17 protein-coding genes are annotated in these 15,561 nt (G+C 66.9%); 13 read left to right on the top strand and 4 right to left on the bottom strand.

From position 1 onward, the window contains the following. Window positions 1-67: 67 nt before the first annotated feature. Together H4O10_RS07960 and bioA are read right to left on the bottom strand one after the other, a co-directional pair. The gene (locus tag H4O10_RS07960) at window positions 68-805 is read right to left on the bottom strand and encodes a 16S rRNA (uracil(1498)-N(3))-methyltransferase (RefSeq protein WP_033833435.1); all 738 of its coding nucleotides are present in this window, start codon (window positions 803-805) and stop codon (window positions 68-70) included. Next, complete coding sequence (bioA, locus tag H4O10_RS07965; protein WP_049454212.1) at window positions 796-2,187, bottom strand: adenosylmethionine--8-amino-7-oxononanoate transaminase; 1,392 nt, start codon at window positions 2,185-2,187, stop codon at window positions 796-798. The genes H4O10_RS07960 and bioA overlap by 10 nt, the downstream gene beginning before the upstream one ends. Before the next feature lie 77 nt (window positions 2,188-2,264). Between bioA and nudE the strand changes: the two genes are divergently transcribed. The 10 genes from nudE to H4O10_RS08015 all read left to right on the top strand — a co-directional run bounded on the left by nudE (window position 2,265) and on the right by H4O10_RS08015 (window position 9,939). After that, on the top strand, window positions 2,265-2,828 hold the full coding sequence (gene nudE / locus H4O10_RS07970) for an ADP compounds hydrolase NudE (RefSeq protein ID WP_033833433.1): 564 nt from the start codon (window positions 2,265-2,267) through the stop codon (window positions 2,826-2,828). Then, entirely contained in the window at window positions 2,825-3,628 is an 804-nt protein-coding gene (cysQ, locus tag H4O10_RS07975; RefSeq protein WP_033833432.1) for a 3'(2'),5'-bisphosphate nucleotidase CysQ, read from the top strand. The genes nudE and cysQ overlap by 4 nt, the downstream gene beginning before the upstream one ends. A 13-nt stretch (window positions 3,629-3,641) precedes the next feature. After that, the gene (gene mazG, locus H4O10_RS07980) at window positions 3,642-4,481 is read left to right on the top strand and encodes a nucleoside triphosphate pyrophosphohydrolase (RefSeq protein WP_033833431.1); all 840 of its coding nucleotides are present in this window, start codon (window positions 3,642-3,644) and stop codon (window positions 4,479-4,481) included. After that, entirely contained in the window at window positions 4,478-4,807 is a 330-nt protein-coding gene (locus H4O10_RS07985; protein ID WP_033833430.1) for a YnfA family protein, read from the top strand. The genes mazG and H4O10_RS07985 overlap by 4 nt, the downstream gene beginning before the upstream one ends. Before the next feature lie 125 nt (window positions 4,808-4,932). After that, complete coding sequence (locus tag H4O10_RS07990; RefSeq protein WP_049454214.1) at window positions 4,933-5,235, top strand: DUF962 domain-containing protein; 303 nt, start codon at window positions 4,933-4,935, stop codon at window positions 5,233-5,235. Between the two features lie 66 nt (window positions 5,236-5,301). Then, window positions 5,302-6,261 (top strand): SPFH domain-containing protein, encoded by a 960-nt coding sequence (locus tag H4O10_RS07995; protein ID WP_005410704.1) that lies wholly within the window; start codon window positions 5,302-5,304, stop codon window positions 6,259-6,261. Window position 6,262: 1 nt separating this feature from the next. Then, window positions 6,263-6,709, top strand: a complete 447-nt coding sequence (locus H4O10_RS08000) for an NfeD family protein (RefSeq protein ID WP_049454216.1) — start codon at window positions 6,263-6,265, stop codon at window positions 6,707-6,709. A 359-nt stretch (window positions 6,710-7,068) separates the two neighbouring features. Further along, window positions 7,069-8,181, top strand: coding sequence for a glycine cleavage system aminomethyltransferase GcvT (gcvT, locus tag H4O10_RS08005; protein ID WP_033834040.1), 1,113 nt, complete (start codon window positions 7,069-7,071; stop codon window positions 8,179-8,181). Window positions 8,182-8,274: 93 nt separating this feature from the next. Further along, window positions 8,275-8,670, top strand: a complete 396-nt coding sequence (gcvH, locus tag H4O10_RS08010) for a glycine cleavage system protein GcvH (RefSeq protein ID WP_005410701.1) — start codon at window positions 8,275-8,277, stop codon at window positions 8,668-8,670. A 774-nt stretch (window positions 8,671-9,444) separates the two neighbouring features. Next, a complete protein-coding gene (locus H4O10_RS08015; protein WP_049402545.1) occupies window positions 9,445-9,939 on the top strand; it encodes a hypothetical protein in 495 nt (164 codons plus the stop codon). Between the two features lie 119 nt (window positions 9,940-10,058). On the opposite strand, the gene H4O10_RS08020 is transcribed toward H4O10_RS08015, so the two are convergent. Continuing rightward, window positions 10,059-10,952 (bottom strand): LysR substrate-binding domain-containing protein, encoded by an 894-nt coding sequence (locus tag H4O10_RS08020; RefSeq protein ID WP_005414244.1) that lies wholly within the window; start codon window positions 10,950-10,952, stop codon window positions 10,059-10,061. Window positions 10,953-11,066: 114 nt separating this feature from the next. On the opposite strand from H4O10_RS08020, the gene H4O10_RS08025 reads away from it, so the two are divergent. Continuing rightward, window positions 11,067-11,825, top strand: a complete 759-nt coding sequence (locus tag H4O10_RS08025) for an SDR family oxidoreductase (RefSeq protein ID WP_049433098.1) — start codon at window positions 11,067-11,069, stop codon at window positions 11,823-11,825. A 99-nt stretch (window positions 11,826-11,924) separates the two neighbouring features. On the opposite strand, the gene H4O10_RS08030 is transcribed toward H4O10_RS08025, so the two are convergent. Next, window positions 11,925-13,325 (bottom strand): serine hydrolase domain-containing protein, encoded by a 1,401-nt coding sequence (locus tag H4O10_RS08030; RefSeq protein WP_005410697.1) that lies wholly within the window; start codon window positions 13,323-13,325, stop codon window positions 11,925-11,927. 324 nt (window positions 13,326-13,649) lie between these two features. On the opposite strand from H4O10_RS08030, the gene H4O10_RS08035 reads away from it, so the two are divergent. Further along, the gene (locus H4O10_RS08035; RefSeq protein WP_172958442.1) at window positions 13,650-14,939 is read left to right on the top strand and encodes an MFS transporter; all 1,290 of its coding nucleotides are present in this window, start codon (window positions 13,650-13,652) and stop codon (window positions 14,937-14,939) included. Window positions 14,940-14,981: 42 nt separating this feature from the next. Next, window positions 14,982-15,332 (top strand): DUF1304 domain-containing protein, encoded by a 351-nt coding sequence (locus H4O10_RS08040; RefSeq protein WP_043034500.1) that lies wholly within the window; start codon window positions 14,982-14,984, stop codon window positions 15,330-15,332. Window positions 15,333-15,561 lie beyond the last annotated feature (229 nt).

The following is a 15,561-nucleotide window of genomic DNA, read 5'->3' on the forward strand; positions in this document are numbered from 1 at the left end:
GCCGCTGGCCGGCAACCTCATGATCCCTTGGATGCCGGCCAGCGGCCGGCACTACCACCAATCAACCTTACCCCAGGTCGCCCAACCACGCCTGCAATGCCGCGATCGCGGCCAGCCCGGCGGTCTCCGTGCGCAGGATGCGCGGCCCCAGCTGCAGGCCCTGGAATCCTGCCGCTGCCAGCTGATCCCGGTCGCGCGGCGACCAGCCGCCTTCCGGGCCGATCGCGATCACGATGCCGCCGGTCGGCGCCGCGTCGAGCGTCGACAGGCGATGGGCACCGTGCGGGTCCAGCGTCAGCCGCAGCGTATCGGCCGGCAGCGTCGCCGCCGCCTGCGCCAATGCCACCGGCGAGCCCACCTGCGGAATGCGCGCGCGCCCGGACTGGCCGCAGGCCGAGGTCACCACGTTGTTCCAGTGCGCTACGCGCTTCTCCGCGCGCGCGGCATCCAGCTTCACTTCGGTGCGCTCGGCATTCACCGGAACGATGGCGCTCACGCCCAGCTCGGTGGCCTTCTGCAGGATCAGGTCCATCTTCTCGCCTCGGGCAATGCCCTGCAGCAGAGTGATCGCCAGCGGCGATTCGTTGTCCACCGCCTGCACCGCATCGATGCGCACCTGCACCTCGCGCTTGCCAGCGGCGGTCAGCGTGGCGCTGTAGTCGTGGCCATCGCCGTTGAACAGCACGCAGGTATCACCCTCGCGCAGGCGCATCACCCGCACCAGATGGTTGGCCGTCTCTTCCGGCAGGGTCACGGTCTGGCCGCTGTGCAGCGCCAGGTCGATGGGGCAGCGGGTCACGCGCATGCAATCGCCTCGTCAATCGCCGCCAGCGTGGTATGTGCCAGCAGCTCCAGTTGTTCGTCATCCACGCAGTAGGGTGGCATCCAGTACAGCACGTCGCCCAGCGGACGCAGCACCACGCCACGTTTCAGCGCAGCCTTGTAGGCGTGCAGGCCCAGTCGCAGCGCCGGATCGAACGGCGTGCGCTTGTTGCCATCCCGCGACAGCTCGAAGGCCACCACCATGCCGGCCTGGCGGACGTCGGCCACGTGCGGATGGTCGCTCAATGGCGCAGCCAGCGCGCCCATCACCGAGGCGATGCCACGGTTGCGGGCGATCACATCGCCGTCGCGGAAGATGTCCAGCGTCGCCAGCGCAGCCGCACAGGCCAGCGGGTTGCCGGTGTAACTGTGCGAATGCAGGAAGGCGCGCTCGCGCGAGTCATCAAGGAAGGCGTCGTACAGCGCCTGCGTGGCCAACACCGCGGCAAGCGGCAGGAAGCCGCCGGTCAGGCCCTTGGACAGGCACATCAGGTCCGGCATCACGCCGGCCTGCTCGCAGGCGAACAGGGTGCCGGTGCGGCCGAAGCCGGTGGCGATCTCGTCGGCGATCATGAATGCGCCGTGCGCATCACACAGTTCGCGCACCCGCTGCAGGTACACCGGGTCATGCATGCGCATGCCGCCGGCGCACTGCAGGCGCGGTTCCAGGATCACTGCGCAGATCTCGCCGGGATGCTGGTCAAACAGAGTGGCCAGGCCATCAGCGGCCTGGCGTGCGCGATCAGCCGCACTCTGGCCCGGCTCGGCCAGGTAGGCATCGGGCGAGGGCGCGAACAGGCCTTCGGCCAGCAGCGGCGCGTAGACGCGGCGGTACAGCGGAATGTCCGCCATCGCCAGCGCTCCAAGGGTCTCGCCGTGGTAGCCGTTCTCCAGCGCGATGAAGCGCGTGCGCCGTGGCTCGCCGCGGTTCTGGAAATACTGGAAGGCCATCTTCAGCGCGACTTCAACGCCGGCCGAGCCGTTGTCGGCGTAGAACACCTTGGCCAGCGGCTCGCGGCCGGGCTGGCGTGGCGCCAGCGCCAGCAGGCGCTCGGCCAGGGTGATCGCCGGCTCATGGCCGAAGCCAGCCAGCATCACCTGTTCCAGCTGCCCGGCCTGCGCCGCGATGGCGCCGCCGATGCGCGGCTCGGCATGGCCGAACAGATTGGTCCACCAGCTGCTGACGGCGTCCAGGTAGCGGTTGCCGTCGTGGTCGATCAGCCATGCGCCTTCACCACGGGCGATCGGCACCAGCGGCAGGGTATGCGGGTGCTCACGCATCTGCGTGCACGGATGCCACAGCACCTGCAGGTCGCGTTGCCGCCAGTGCTGGGCCAGCGGGGAGGGGGTTGGGTCTGCTAGCATTTCGGGCTCATGAACATGTTGCTGCCTGCACATTCTATCGGCCCCGGCGCTGGCGCCGGCCGCCGCGGAGATTCCGCATGAACGATGACCGTGCCGGCCGGCGCTTGCCGATCATCCATCGGATCACCGATGAGGAGAACGGCCCCTTCCAGCGCCAGCACCTGGACCTGGAGTTCTCCAACGGTGAACGCCGCCGCTTCGAACGCCTGGTCAGCCGTGGCCATGGTGCGGTGGTGGTGGTGCCGATGCTCGATGACGAGACGGTGCTGCTGGTGCGTGAATACGCCGCCGGCATGCACCGCTATGAACTGGGCCTGGTCAAGGGCCGGATCGATGCCGGCGAAACCCCCGGGCAGGCCGCCGACCGCGAGCTGAAGGAAGAGGCCGGATACGGTGCACGCCGGGTCGACGTGCTGCGCGCGATGACCCTGGCCCCCACCTACATGAGCCACCAGTCGTGGCTGGTGGTGGCACGCGACCTGTATCCGGAAAAGCTGGCCGGCGACGAGCCGGAAGAACTGGAGGTGGTGCCGTGGAAGCTGGCCGAACTGGACCAGCTGATGCTGCGCGAGGATTTCTCCGAGGGACGCTCGCTGGCGGCGCTGTTCATCGCTCGCCAGTGGCTGCAGGGAACGCGATGATCAAACTGACCACGGACCTGCGCGAGACCGCCATCGCCATCGCCCAGGAAGCCGGACAGGCCATCATGCAGGTGTACGCCGATGGCTTCGAGGTGCAGATCAAGGACGACGACAGCCCGGTCACCGCCGCCGACCTGGCCGCCAACCAGGTCATCGAACTGGGCCTGCGCCAGCTGACCCCGGACCTGCCGATCCTGTCGGAGGAATCGGCGCAGGTGCCGTGGGAGCACCGCCGCCACTGGGGCGCGTACTGGCTGGTGGATCCGCTTGACGGCACCCGCGAGTTCGTCAAGCGCAATGGCGAGTTCAGCGTCAACATCGCGCTGATCTACCAGGGCGCACCAGCGTTCGGCGTGGTGCTGGCCCCGGTCACCGGCATCGTCTGGCATGCCATGCGTGGCGAGCTGGCCTATCGCCGGCAGGGCCTGCACGACACCGTGCTGCGCACCCGCACGCCGGCCACCGCCCCGCTGCGCGTCGCCGCCAGCCGCTCGCACCGCTCAGCGGAAACCGAGGCGCTGCTGGCGCGCATGGGCCGCATCGAGACCATCGCGCAGGGCTCGTCGCTGAAATTCTGCCGGATCGCCGAAGGTGGCCTGGATGTCTATCCGCGGCTGGGCCCGACCTCCGAATGGGATACCGCCGCCGGCCAGTGCGTGCTGCACGCCGCCGGCGGTGCGGTACTGTCGGCCGCGACCGGCAAGCCGTTCCGCTACAACCGCCGCGAAACCCTGTTGAACGGGGATTTCATTGCCCTTGGTGATACCAGCCTGCCGTGGCGCGACTGGTTGTCCGACTGAACCTGGAGGCCGCATGAGCGCGCACGACACCCCCGCCACCGGCAGCGCCGCCGCCCACGAGCTGGAGCGCCTGCTGGCGATCATGGCGCGCCTGCGCGACCCGCAGGGCGGCTGCCCGTGGGATCTGGAGCAGAACTTCGCAACCATCGCGCCGTACACCATCGAGGAAGCCTACGAGGTGGCCGATGCGATCGACCGTGGCGATCTCGACGATCTCTGTGACGAGCTGGGCGACCTGCTGCTGCAGGTGGTGTTCCATGCGCGCATGGCCGAAGAGCAGGGGGCCTTTGCCTTCGCCGAGGTCGCACGCGCGATCAGCGACAAGATGCAGCGCCGTCACCCGCACGTGTTCGCCGACGTGAGCGTCGACGATGCCGACGGCGTGACGCGCAACTGGGATGCGATCAAGCGTGCCGAGCGTGCCGCCAAGGGCGAGCAGGACACCTCCGCGCTGGCCGGCATTTCGCGCGGGCTGCCGGAATGGCAGCGGGCGGTGAAGCTGCAGTCGCGTGCGGCCAAGGTCGGCTTCGACTGGCCCGGCCCGTTGCCGGTGCTGGACAAGGCGGCCGAGGAACTGCAGGAACTGCGCGAGGAGTTCGAACGCGGCGATATCGCCGGCAACAAGGCGCGGCTGCAGGAAGAACTGGGCGACCTGCTGTTCGTCTGCGCCAACCTGGCGCGCCATGCCGACATCGACCTGGGTGCGGCGCTGCGCGGGGCCAACCACAAGTTCGAACGCCGCTTCCGCGCGATGGAAGCGCAGGCCGACGCGCAGGGTGGGGCGCTGGCTGCGATGGGCCTGGATGCGCAGGAAGCGTTGTGGCAGCAGGCCAAGGCGGCGGAGAAAGCGTGAAGACGCTGGGCCTGTTCCTGCTGACCGCGCTGGCCGAGATCGTCGGCTGCTACCTGCCCTGGGTATGGCTGCGCAAGGGCGGCAGCGTCTGGTTGTTGTTGCCGGCCGCGGCCAGCCTGGCCCTGTTCGCGTGGCTGCTGACCCTGCACCCGGCCGCCAGTGGGCGGGTCTATGCGGCCTACGGTGGCGTGTACATCGGCACCGCGCTGTTCTGGTTGTGGCTGGTCGACGGCATCCGCCCCAGCCGCTGGGACCTGCTGGGCGCTGCGCTGTGCCTGGCCGGCATGGCGGTGATCATGTTCGGGCCGCGCACCTCATCAGGGTAGCGCCGGGCCGTGCGTGGCTGCGCCTCCTTCCGACCGCGCTGGCGCGCGCAAGCCGGGCATGGCTCGGCGCCACAAGGTCAGCGATGGTGCATGATGGCGACGCCCCTGGTTCCCGGAGCACGCGCATGTCCCGCTTCGCCAGCTTCCGCGAGTTCTATCCGTTCTACCTCAGCGAGCATCGCCACCCGGTATCGCGCCGGCTGCACTTCATCGGCAGCTGCGGGGTGTTGCTGCTGGTTGCGGCGGCAATCCTGCGCGGGCAAGCCATCCTCGTGCTGGCCGCCCTGGTCTGCGGTTATGGCTTCGCCTGGGTCGGTCACTTCTTTTTCGAGAAGAACCGCCCGGCGACATTCCAGCACCCGCTGTACTCGTTCATGGGCGACTGGGTGATGTTCGCCGACATCCTGTGCGGGCGCATGCCCTGGTAGCTCCGCTGTGAATGCGGCCTTCACGCGCTATGCTGGGGCCTGGACGTCATAGATAAGGAAAGCAAGATGTTCCCGACCATGTTCTTTACCGTGGTGCTGGCCTTCGTGGCCGTGGTGATCCTGTTCAAGGCGGTACGGATGGTGCCGCAGGGCTACGAGTGGACCGTCGAGCGCTTCGGGCGCTACACGCACACCATGACCCCCGGCCTGCACTTCCTGATTCCGATCGTGTACGGGGTCGGGCGCAAGGTGAACATGATGGAGCAGGTGCTGGATGTACCCAGCCAGGAAGTGATCACCAAGGACAACGCCGCCGTGCGCGTGGACGGCGTGGTGTTCTTCCAGGTCCTGGATGCCGCCAAGGCGGCCTATGAGGTGGCCAACCTGGAAGTGGCGATGATCGCCCTGGTGCAGACCAACATCCGTACCGTGATCGGTTCGATGGACCTGGATGAATCGCTCAGCCAGCGCGAGGTGATCAATGCCCAGCTGCTGAGCGTGGTCGACCATGCCACCAACCCGTGGGGTGTGAAGGTCAACCGCATCGAGATCCGCGACATCCAGCCGCCGCGCGACCTGCTGGATGCGATGGCGCGGCAGATGAAGGCCGAGCGCGAGAAGCGCGCGCAGATTCTAGAGGCAGAGGGTTCCCGCCAGTCGGAGATCCTGCGCGCCGATGGCGAAAAGCAGGCCACCGTGCTGGAGGCCGAAGGCCGTCGCGAAGCCGCGTTCCGCGATGCCGAGGCGCGCGAGCGCCTGGCCGAGGCCGAAGCGATGGCGACCAAGGTGGTGTCGGCGGCGATTGCCGAGGGCGACGTGCAGGCGATCAACTACTTTGTTGCGCAGAAGTACGTGGAAGCGTTCAAGGAGCTGGCCAGTTCGCCGAACCAGAAGCTGGTGCTGATGCCGATGGAGGCCAGTGGCGTGATCGGTTCGATCGCCGGCGTGGCCGAACTGGCGAAGCAGGCGCTGGCCAGCCAGGACAACAAGGCCGCGGGCAAGCGGCCGCCGCCGCTCGGAGGCTGACATGCGCTGGGAAGTCGTCGGTTGGGGCGCGCTGGCGCTGCTGCTGTTTGCCGCCGAGGCGTTGGCGCCCGGGGCGTTCATGCTGTGGATCGGCATTGGCGCGGCGGCGGTGTTCGTACTGGTTGCGGTGTTCAGCGGCATTCCATTGCTGTGGCAGGTCGTTGCCTTCGTCGTGCTGAGCGTTGTCTCGATCCAGTGCTACCGGCGCTGGGGCAAGGCAAGGGCGCGACCCAGCGATGCACCGTTGCTCAACCGCCGCGCCGAACAACTGGTCGGACGGGTGGTGCCGTTGCAGCAGGGTATCGTTGGTGGGCAGGGCCGGGTCAGCATCGACGACGCGTACTGGCAGGTCAGCGGCCCGGAACTGCAGGCCGGTGCCATGGTGCGGGTGGTAGCGGTGCAGGGCAGCACGCTGGTGGTCGAGTCTGCTGCGGGTAGAGTCGACTGATAGTCGACTGGCATGTGTTGGGTCGGGCGGGTTGGGTTCGGGGTACACGCCGTAAACCCCGCTCCGCGGTCCGGCCCAGCCGCTGGCGGCTGCGCGTTCGGGCGCTTGCGAAGCAGTGCTTCGCAAGCAAAGCGCCCCCAGGGATGGGATCACGGCGTGTCCCGCTCGCCCATACCGCTCCGGCCAAGCCGTCGACTTCGCCGAGCCGATACGCTTTGGCTGTTGCCGTTGCCTGGCCTGTAAAAGGCGCCCGCCGGCCGCAGGCCGGCCAAACACCCCCCGCTGCGCTGCGGCGCGACCTGCAGGCGACCGATCTGGGATAATGGGCATTCTTGTTTCCTCTGCTGCCGGACCCGGTCATGACCCAGAAGACGCTGCTCAACGATACCCACCGCGCCCTTGGCGCCAAGATGGTCGATTTCGGGGGTTGGGACATGCCCATCCACTACGGCTCGCAGCTGGACGAGCACCACCTGGTGCGTCGCGAGTCGGGTGTGTTCGACGTCAGCCACATGACCGTGGTCGACCTGCGCGGTGACCAGGTCAAGCCGTTCCTGCGCCGCCTGTTGGCCAACTCGGTCGACAAGCTGAAGGTCACCGGCAAGGCGCTGTACTCGTGCATGCTGAATCCGCGCGGCGGCGTCATCGACGACCTGATCGTCTACTACCTGGGCGAGGATTTCTTCCGCATGGTGGTCAATGCCTCCACCCGCGAAAAGGACCTGGCCTGGCTGCGCGAGCAGGCTGCGCCGTTCGGCGTCACCGTCGAGCAGCGCCCGGACCTGGCCATCCTCGCCGTGCAGGGCCCGCAGGCGCGCGACATCGTGATCGGCCTGGCCCGCGAAGCCGACCGTGCCGCGTTGACCAAGCTGGGTCGCTTCGCCGCCCTGCAGGTGCAGTCCGACGACGGCGTCGAACTGTTTGTCGCCCGCACCGGTTACACCGGCGAGGACGGGTTCGAGATCCTGCTGCCGCAGGACGCGGTGGTCGCGTTCTGGAACCGCCTGCTGGCGGCGGGCGTGAAGCCGGCCGGTCTCGGCGCACGCGACACGCTGCGCCTGGAAGCCGGCATGAACCTGTATGGCCAGGACATGGACGAAGAGATCAGCCCGTACGAAGCGGCGCTGGCCTGGACCGTGTCGCTGGACGAAGGCCGCGACTTCATCGGTCGCGACGCGCTGGAAGCGCAGAAGGCTGCAGGCACAGCACGCCAGATGATCGGCCTGGTGATGGACGAGAAGGGCGTGCTGCGCCATGGCCAGGCGGTGACCACCGCTGGCGGCCAGGGCGAGATCCTGTCCGGCACCTTCTCGCCGACCCTGGCCAAGGGCATCGCTTTTGCCCGCGTGCCCGCCGGTGAACTCGGCGAGGTCACCGTCGACATCCGCGGCCGGCAGGTGCCCGTGCGCGTGGTCAAGTTCCCGTTCGTGCGCGAAGGCCAGGCCCAGCCCGGCGTGCTCGCCGACGCCTGATCCGGACATGCCGGTCGTCACTGACAGCAGTGGCGGCCGGTTGGTTACACTAGCCCCGTTTTTTCCACCCCTGCATATCTCTGGAGCAGTCCCATGAGCGAGATCCCCGGCGACCTCAAGTTCCTCAAGTCCCATGAGTGGGCCCGTGTCGAAGGCAATGGCCGCGTCACCGTCGGTATTTCCGACCATGCCCAGGGCCTGCTGGGTGACCTGGTCTACGTCGAACTGCCGGAAGTCGGCGCCGACGCCAAGGCCGGCGAACAGATCGCCGTCGTCGAGTCGGTGAAGGCCGCCTCGGACGTCTACAGCCCGATCAGCGGCAAGGTTGTCGAGGTCAACTCGGCCCTGTCCGACAAGCCGGAAACCATCAACGAAGATGCCTACGGCGAAGGTTGGATGTTCGTGGTCGAACTGACCAACGCTGAAGAGGTCAACGAGCTGCTGGACCCGGACGCGTACGCCGAAGCCCTGGAGAACGACGACCACTGAGTCGTCGTTTACGGGTTCTGCAACGGCCACCTTCGGGTGGCCGTTTTTGTTTTGGCGAGTACGTCGGCTCATGACGCAGGGTTTGCTGCGCGCCCTCGACGCGGCATCAGCAGACCCGCGAACGGTACCGAGGGGCGTGCGCAGTTTTGCGCAAATCCGCGTTTCCGCCCCGCGCCGACGCGTCCGGATGTGAAAACTTTTCGCCCCCCGTTGCGGTGCCGTTGTGCTGGCGCTGGTGCCGGCGCCGGCCGGTGCCGGCGTTGCGTGCATGCAGCGGCCGCCAACATGCATGCATCTGCGCAGAGTGCCTATTTCAAGTGGTTTTTGTTCAACGCTTGCGTTGTTGTTGCTGCAGGCAACGCGCGTGCGTGGTGCTTTGTTGGTCGTCGAGGGCGGAGCGTCGCGACCGTGCAGGCAACACCGCGGATGGCGCGGATGTGAAAATTTTTCGCGGGGGTTGTTGACAGTAAAAAAAACCGTGATTAGGTTTCGCCTCAGCAGACCTTGCCTGCCAAACCGAGTGCGCAGAATCAATCGTCCGATGCGAAGCAGCCCCTTCAAGACCACCGCGACCCAGATGACGGTGGACATGGCCCCGCTTCCCCCGGAGAAATGCAAGGCACCTCCCGTTCCGATGCCCGCTCCGCCGATCGAGGCGGGCATTGCCGCATCCGTAACGGCGCGCTTGACGCGCCGGCGGTCCCCGCACGCAGCATCCGCGGGTTTGATCCACCTGGGCGTTTCAACTCCCTATCACTGACGAGGAGCCATCCCATGGCAACCAAGAAAGCTGCGAAGAAAAAGCCCGCCGCCAAGAAGGCGGTGAAGAAGGTCGCGAAGAAGGCCGCTGCCAAGAAGGCAGTGAAGAAGGTCGCGAAGAAGGCGACCGCCAAGAAGGCAGTGAAGAAGGCTGCGAAGAAGGTCGCCAAGAAGGCCACTGCGAAGAAGGCAGTGAAGAAGGCGGCGAAGAAGGTAGCCAAGAAGTCTCCTGCCAAGAAGACCGCGAAGAAGGTAGCCAAGAAGGCCACCAAGAAGACTGCCAAGAAGGCAACGGCCCGCAAGCCGGCCAAGAAGGTCGCGAAGAAGGCGACTGCCAAGAAGGCCGTCAAGAAGACCGCCAAGAAGGCAGTGAAGAAGACCGCGAAGAAGGCCACCAAGAAGGCTGCCCCGAAGAAGGCAGCGAAGAAGGTTGCCAAGCGCAAGCCGGCCGCCCGCAAGAAGAAGGCCGCTCCGGTCGCTCTGCCGGCAACCCCGGCGCCGCTGATCTAAGTACTTCCCGATAGCCGCATCCTGAAACCCCTTCCCTGGCTGCCCAGCGGGGAGGGGGTTTTTTTATGGGGCCATTGGCAGCGTCGAGCCATGCTCGACCGCCTTGCTGACGGTCGATGCTAGCGGTGCGGCGCCGGTGGAAAGCGCTCCACCAGGAAATCGATGAAGCTGCGCAGGCGGGTCGAGGGGTAGCGGTCGTGGGCGTAGACCACGTGCATCGGCCGCCCCGCGTGGCCGTGTTCGGGAAACAGCTGCACCAACCGCCCAGCCTCGACATCCGCGGCCAGAAGCAGTGCCGATTGCAGCACGATGCCCAGCCCATGCAGCGCCGCTGTACGCAGCGCTTCGCCGTTGTTGATCTGCAGCCGACCTGTGGGCACATGGCCGAGCCCGCCAGCATCGGCCTGCAGCCACTGCGCCAGCGCGCTGGGTTCGAAGGACAGGCATTGGTGCCGGGCAAGCGCCAGCAGGTCGGAGGGCGTACCGTGCCGGGCGAGGTATCCGGGCGAGGCGCACATCATCAAGCGATATGGTGCCAATGCACGCGCCACCAGCACGCTGCTGTCGGCCAGCGTGCCGATGCGCAGGGCTGCTTCGAAACCTTCCTCTGCGAGGTCGACCACGCGGTCGGTCAGCACCGCGTCGACACGCACGTCGGGGTAGCGCGCCATGTAATCGGCCAACGCCGGCACCAGCGCATGCGTGCCGAAGATCACCGGCGCGCTGATGCGCAGCGTGCCTGCAGGTGCAAGGTGCTGGTACTGGGCCTGAGCATCGGTTTCCTCCACCAGCCGCAGGATCTCCCGGCAGCGGGCGTAGTAGTCCTCGCCGAACGGCGTCATGTGCTGGCGCCGGGTGGTACGACTGAGCAACTGCATGCCCAGCCGCGCCTCCAACGCACGCAGGTGCTTGCCGGCCATCGTCGGGGAGATGGCCAGTGCTGCCGCCGCAGCGCTGAGGCTGCCCTTGTCCACGATCAGCACGTAGACCTGCATGCTTTCCAGCAGGTTCATCTGACACTCCGGGTGTTGAATGCCGAAACTTTTGCGGAGTTTATCAATCACGGGTGATCAAACAGCATGCACTGCAGGGGCCGGATCCACCGGCCGTGCTGAAAGGAGAACACGATGGATTTGAATCTTGAGGGACGCACAGCGCTGGTCACCGGGGCGGGCAGTGGCATCGGTGCCGCTGTCGCCAGGCAACTGGCCGCGCTGGGCGTACGTGTTGCCATCTCGTCACGGCGGCAGGCACCGCTGCAGGCGCTGGCGGCAGGGATCGAAGCGGCGGGCGCACCCGCGCCGATCATCCTGCTGGGCGATGTCACTGACGCCGGGGACGTGCGACGCATTGCTGACGCGTCGCTGGCGGCGTTGCAGCGGGTGGACATCCTGGTCAACGCGGCTGGCGGTTCGCGGCCAACGACCGTCGATGCAGCCGACACGATCTGGGAGGAGGCATTGGCGCTGAACTTCTCTGCCGCACGACGGCTGACCCAGGCACTGCTGTCGGCGATGCAGGCGCAGGGATGGGGGCGGGTGATCAACTTCAGCGGTTCGATGGAGCCCCGTTCGGTGAATGCCGCCACCGCGGCGAAGGCAGCGCTGCATCTGTGGAGCAAGGGGCTGTCGTCGGAGGTGGCCGGGCAGGGCATCACGGTGAATGCCATTGCGCCGGGTCGGATCAACAGCCCGCAGATCCTGGACCGCCTGCATCCCACCGAGGAAAGCCGACGCGCGTTCATCGCCAGTAACATCCCGATCGGACGCTTCGGTGAGCCGGAAGAAGTGGCGCCGCTGGTGGCATTCCTCGCCTCGCCGCTGGCCGGTTACATCACCGGTGCAGTGATTCCGGTGGACGGCGGCATGCACTACTTCGCGCATTAGCGCTGCGTTTGTAGAGGCGAGCGCGGCTCGATTCCACAACAGCCAACAAAAAGGGCGGCCTGCAGGCCGCCCTTCATGCTCACGGTCGCGCCCGCCTGATCAGCGCGGCGACGCCACCGCGCGGTTGCTCGAAGCGCCCTTGCCCTTGCGCTTGTCCTGCTGCGCCGGGCTTGCACCTTCGGCCATCAGGTTGTCGCTGCCGAAGTCGGTGTCCACATCCAGCCAGCGCTGTGCCGGCAGGCCGAGCGCGGAATCGAGCACGGTCGGCAGCAGGCCGCTGGGCAGGCCGCTCTCGCCATTCCACATGATGGCGATGCCGAGATCGCGTTCGGGGACCAGCGCGACCAGGCCGCGGTAGCCCTGTACGGCACCGGCATGGAACACCACGTCGTGGCCGGCGTAGTCGAAGGTGCGCCAGCCCAGCGCGTAGCCGGCCGAGTGCAGGCGCTCGCGGCGCCAGCCCGAACGCATCTCGCCGGGGGTGTTGATCAGGCTCGAATGCAGGGTAGCCAGCAACGGTGCCGGCAGCACATCGGGGCGATGGCCGGTGTGCGCCAGCAGCCACTGCGCCATGTCGCTGGCGCTGGCGTTGACGCCAGCCGCCGGGGCAACACGGTAGTAGGTCGGCTTCGGTGTCAGCGACACCCAGCCGTTGCGGCTGCGCACGTGCGGGCGCGCCCAGCGCGAGCTGGCCTGGATGCCGGCCAGGCCGAGGCTGGCATCGTTCATGCCCAGCGGCTTGAAGATGCGGCGCTCGACCGACTGCTCGTAGAAGCTGCCGGAGGCGGCATAGACGACGTCGCCGATCAGGCTGAAGGCCACGTTCTGGTAGGCGTAGCAGTCGCCCGGCAGGCACTTCAGGCTGGTGTTGGCCAGCTTCTGGGTCAGCGCGTAGTACTCGGCGTTGCCTTCGATGTCGCGGTCGTAGGCGTTGTAGGGCAGGCCGACGCGGTGGCTGAGCACATCGGCCACGGTCAGGCGGTCGGTGGCTTCGGGCGAGTTGAGGCGGAAGCCCGGCACGTAGTCGGTGACCTTGCTGTCCCAGCGCAGCGTGCCATCGTTGACCAGCAGTCCGGCCATGGTGCCGGCGAAGGCCTTGGACAGCGAAGCCAGGCGGAACACGGTGTGGGCGTCGACCGGCAGCGGATTGTTGACGTCGGTAACGCCATAGCCGCGCGCGCTGAGGATGCGGCCGCCCTGCACGATGGCCACGGCCATGCCCGGCACGCGCTCGCCATAGGTGAGCTGCTGCGCCATCGATTCGATATTGGCGACGTTGAAGCCTGCGGCGGGCGCCTGCACCTGCGGCACCAGCCCGGTACGGTAGGCCGCCGGCTGGGTGTGGGCAACGGCGGTGGCCGCAGCGGACTCGATGTTGGCCGGCATCGGCGGCAACGGCGGCGGGGTCTGCGCGGTGGTGGACAAGGCAACAGGCATCAACATGCCCAGCAAACCGGTGGCCGCCGAACGGATCGGACGACGCAGGCTGTTCTTTTTCATCGGTGGGACCCGTGCGCGACTGCTGATGGCGATTCTAGCGCCGCTTTTCCTCTGTGCACAAACAAAGCGAAGATGAATGCGCATCTCGTTGAAAAAGTTGGGATTTTGACGCCTCGAAGGCGTGTATCGGAACGTGTCATCCGGACCCGGTCATGACACCGCGTTGCGGCCTTCAGACGGCCACCTGCTGGCGATGTTGCAGTGCATTGGATAACGTACGCGCTTCACCGCCCCGGAGCTTGCCATGCCGCTGTCCAACCGCCGTCATCTGGCGAGGGACGCCGCGTGAGCGCGGTACGAGGGAAGGGCCCGCTGCAGGGGCTGATGGCGGCACTGCGCGAGTCCCCGGCGCTGTGGTGGTCGTTCCTGTACTTCTTCTGCCTGCTCAGCGGCTACTACGTGCTGCGTCCGGTGCGTGAAGCCATGGCCGCCTCGGCGGACCTGGAAACGGTGTTCCCGCCAATGCTGATTGCCTGGTTCGCCGGTCACGGCATCGCGCTGAAGGACTTCGTCCTGCAGTTCCTGTTCTCCTGTGTGTTCGTGATCATGCTGGTGCTGCAGCCGGTGTACGGCTGGCTGGTCAGCCGCTTCCCGCGACGGGTGTTCCTGCCGGCGGTGTATGGGTTCTTCATCGTGACCCTGCTTGGCTTCTACATGATGTTCGACAGCGGCGTGCCTGGCCGCGGCATGGCTTTCTTCTTCTGGATCACCGTCTTCAACCTGTTCGCAGTGGCGGTGTTCTGGAGTTTCATGGCCGATGTCTTCTCCAATGTGCAGGCCCGGGCCTTCTATGGCTACATCGGCGCGGCGGGCACCGTCGGTGCCTTCCTTGGTCCGGTCATCACCAGTGCGCTGGTGCAGCGCGTGGGCATCGCCAACCTGATGCTGGTGTCGGCCGGTTTCCTGGCGATCTGCTTGTTCTGCATCTGGCGCCTGCGGCACTGGGCGGTGCTGCGCGAGCAGGAGCAGCAGTTGGTATCGGGTGAGAAGCCGATGGGCGGCAGCGTGCTGGATGGCCTGAAACTGATCGTGCGCGAGCCGTTGCTGCGCTGGCTGGCGATCATGGTGGTGTTCGGCGTGGGCGTGGGGACGCTGCTCTACAACCAGCAGGCTGCGATCGTGCGTGCGGCGTTCACCGACCCGGCGGCCAGTACCGCGTTCTTCTCGCGCATCGACCTGGCGGTGAACGCGCTGGCGCTGCTGATGCAGGTGGGCCTGACCCGCTGGCTGCTGTCGCGCCACGGCATCGCGCCGGCGCTGCTGATTCCCGGTTTCGCGATCCTGATCGGCTTCTCGGTTCTGGCAGCCTCGCCGATGCCGTTGATGGTCGCGGTGGTGCAGGTGATGACCCGCGCCAGCGAATTTGCACTGGCCAAGCCGGCGCGCGAGACCATCTACACGCGCGTGGACCGGCAGTGGCGCTACAAGGCCGGCGCAGCGATCGACACCGTGGTCTACCGCGGTGCGGACCTGAGCTTTGCCTGGGTGCACAAGGGCCTGTCATTGTTCGGCTCGCACGTGGTGTTCATCGGCGGCATGCTGGTGGCCGCGTGCATGACCGCAGCCGCGTTCGGTGTACTGCGCGAAGAAAAGAAACTGCCGCGCGACCGCTGATTTTCCGGGGCCCGATCCCCATCCCTGTCCAAGGAACTGCCCATGTACTGGATCGCACTCACCCTGACGTTGCTCGTCGCCCTGCTGCACGTCTATTTCCTGGTGCTGGAGATGTTCCTGTGGACCCGCCCGCTGGGCCTGAAGACCTTCCGCAACACGCCGGAGAAGGCGGAGACCACGCGGGTGCTGGCGGCCAACCAGGGCCTGTACAACGGCTTTCTGGCAGCAGGCATCGTGGTGGGGCTGGTGATCGGGCAGCCGGTGCTGGTGACGTTCTCCCTGGCCTGCGTGGTGGTGGCAGGGTGCTATGGCGCCTACAGCGTGAGCCGGCGCATTTTCATGATCCAGGCGGTGCCTGCGATCCTGGCGTTGGTGTTTCGCGCGGTGGCGTGATTTCCAGCCAACGGCGCAGCCCCTCGTGGGTTGGTCGCGTAATGCTTGTCATGGGGTTGGCCGGGCGGGTTGGGTTCGCGGGGGACGCCGCAAGTACGTCCGTGTAGCAACTGTGTTGATGGAGGGACTTGGCCCCTCCATGAGACGGGCACGGTAGTGCCGGCCGCTGGCCGGCAGCCTTTGGTCTTGCGCCCTGGCTGGCCTTAGGCAGGGACCAGCCCGTTTTCAG

The sequence above is a fragment of the Stenotrophomonas sp. I18B00994 genome (genome assembly GCF_014145825.1).
In the GTDB taxonomy this organism is placed as follows: Bacteria; Pseudomonadota; Gammaproteobacteria; order Xanthomonadales; family Xanthomonadaceae; genus Stenotrophomonas; species Stenotrophomonas maltophilia.

Excerpts from the sequence above, each read along its gene's own strand:
- H4O10_RS07960 (WP_033833435.1), bottom strand. The coding sequence starts at position 805 with ATGCGCGTGACCCGCTGCCCCATCGACCTGGCGCTGCACAGCGGCCAG.
- bioA (WP_049454212.1), bottom strand. The coding sequence starts at position 2,187 with ATGCTAGCAGACCCAACCCCCTCCCCGCTGGCCCAGCACTGGCGGCAA.
- nudE (WP_033833433.1), top strand. The coding sequence starts at position 2,265 with ATGAACGATGACCGTGCCGGCCGGCGCTTGCCGATCATCCATCGGATC.
- cysQ (WP_033833432.1), top strand. The coding sequence starts at position 2,825 with ATGATCAAACTGACCACGGACCTGCGCGAGACCGCCATCGCCATCGCC.
- mazG (WP_033833431.1), top strand. The coding sequence starts at position 3,642 with ATGAGCGCGCACGACACCCCCGCCACCGGCAGCGCCGCCGCCCACGAG.
- H4O10_RS07990 (WP_049454214.1), top strand. The coding sequence starts at position 4,933 with ATGTCCCGCTTCGCCAGCTTCCGCGAGTTCTATCCGTTCTACCTCAGC.
- H4O10_RS07995 (WP_005410704.1), top strand. The coding sequence starts at position 5,302 with ATGTTCCCGACCATGTTCTTTACCGTGGTGCTGGCCTTCGTGGCCGTG.
- H4O10_RS08000 (WP_049454216.1), top strand. The coding sequence starts at position 6,263 with ATGCGCTGGGAAGTCGTCGGTTGGGGCGCGCTGGCGCTGCTGCTGTTT.
- gcvT (WP_033834040.1), top strand. The coding sequence starts at position 7,069 with ATGACCCAGAAGACGCTGCTCAACGATACCCACCGCGCCCTTGGCGCC.
- gcvH (WP_005410701.1), top strand. The coding sequence starts at position 8,275 with ATGAGCGAGATCCCCGGCGACCTCAAGTTCCTCAAGTCCCATGAGTGG.
- H4O10_RS08015 (WP_049402545.1), top strand. The coding sequence starts at position 9,445 with ATGGCAACCAAGAAAGCTGCGAAGAAAAAGCCCGCCGCCAAGAAGGCG.
- H4O10_RS08020 (WP_005414244.1), bottom strand. The coding sequence starts at position 10,952 with ATGAACCTGCTGGAAAGCATGCAGGTCTACGTGCTGATCGTGGACAAG.
- H4O10_RS08025 (WP_049433098.1), top strand. The coding sequence starts at position 11,067 with ATGGATTTGAATCTTGAGGGACGCACAGCGCTGGTCACCGGGGCGGGC.
- H4O10_RS08030 (WP_005410697.1), bottom strand. The coding sequence starts at position 13,325 with ATGAAAAAGAACAGCCTGCGTCGTCCGATCCGTTCGGCGGCCACCGGT.
- H4O10_RS08035 (WP_172958442.1), top strand. The coding sequence starts at position 13,650 with ATGGCGGCACTGCGCGAGTCCCCGGCGCTGTGGTGGTCGTTCCTGTAC.
- H4O10_RS08040 (WP_043034500.1), top strand. The coding sequence starts at position 14,982 with ATGTACTGGATCGCACTCACCCTGACGTTGCTCGTCGCCCTGCTGCAC.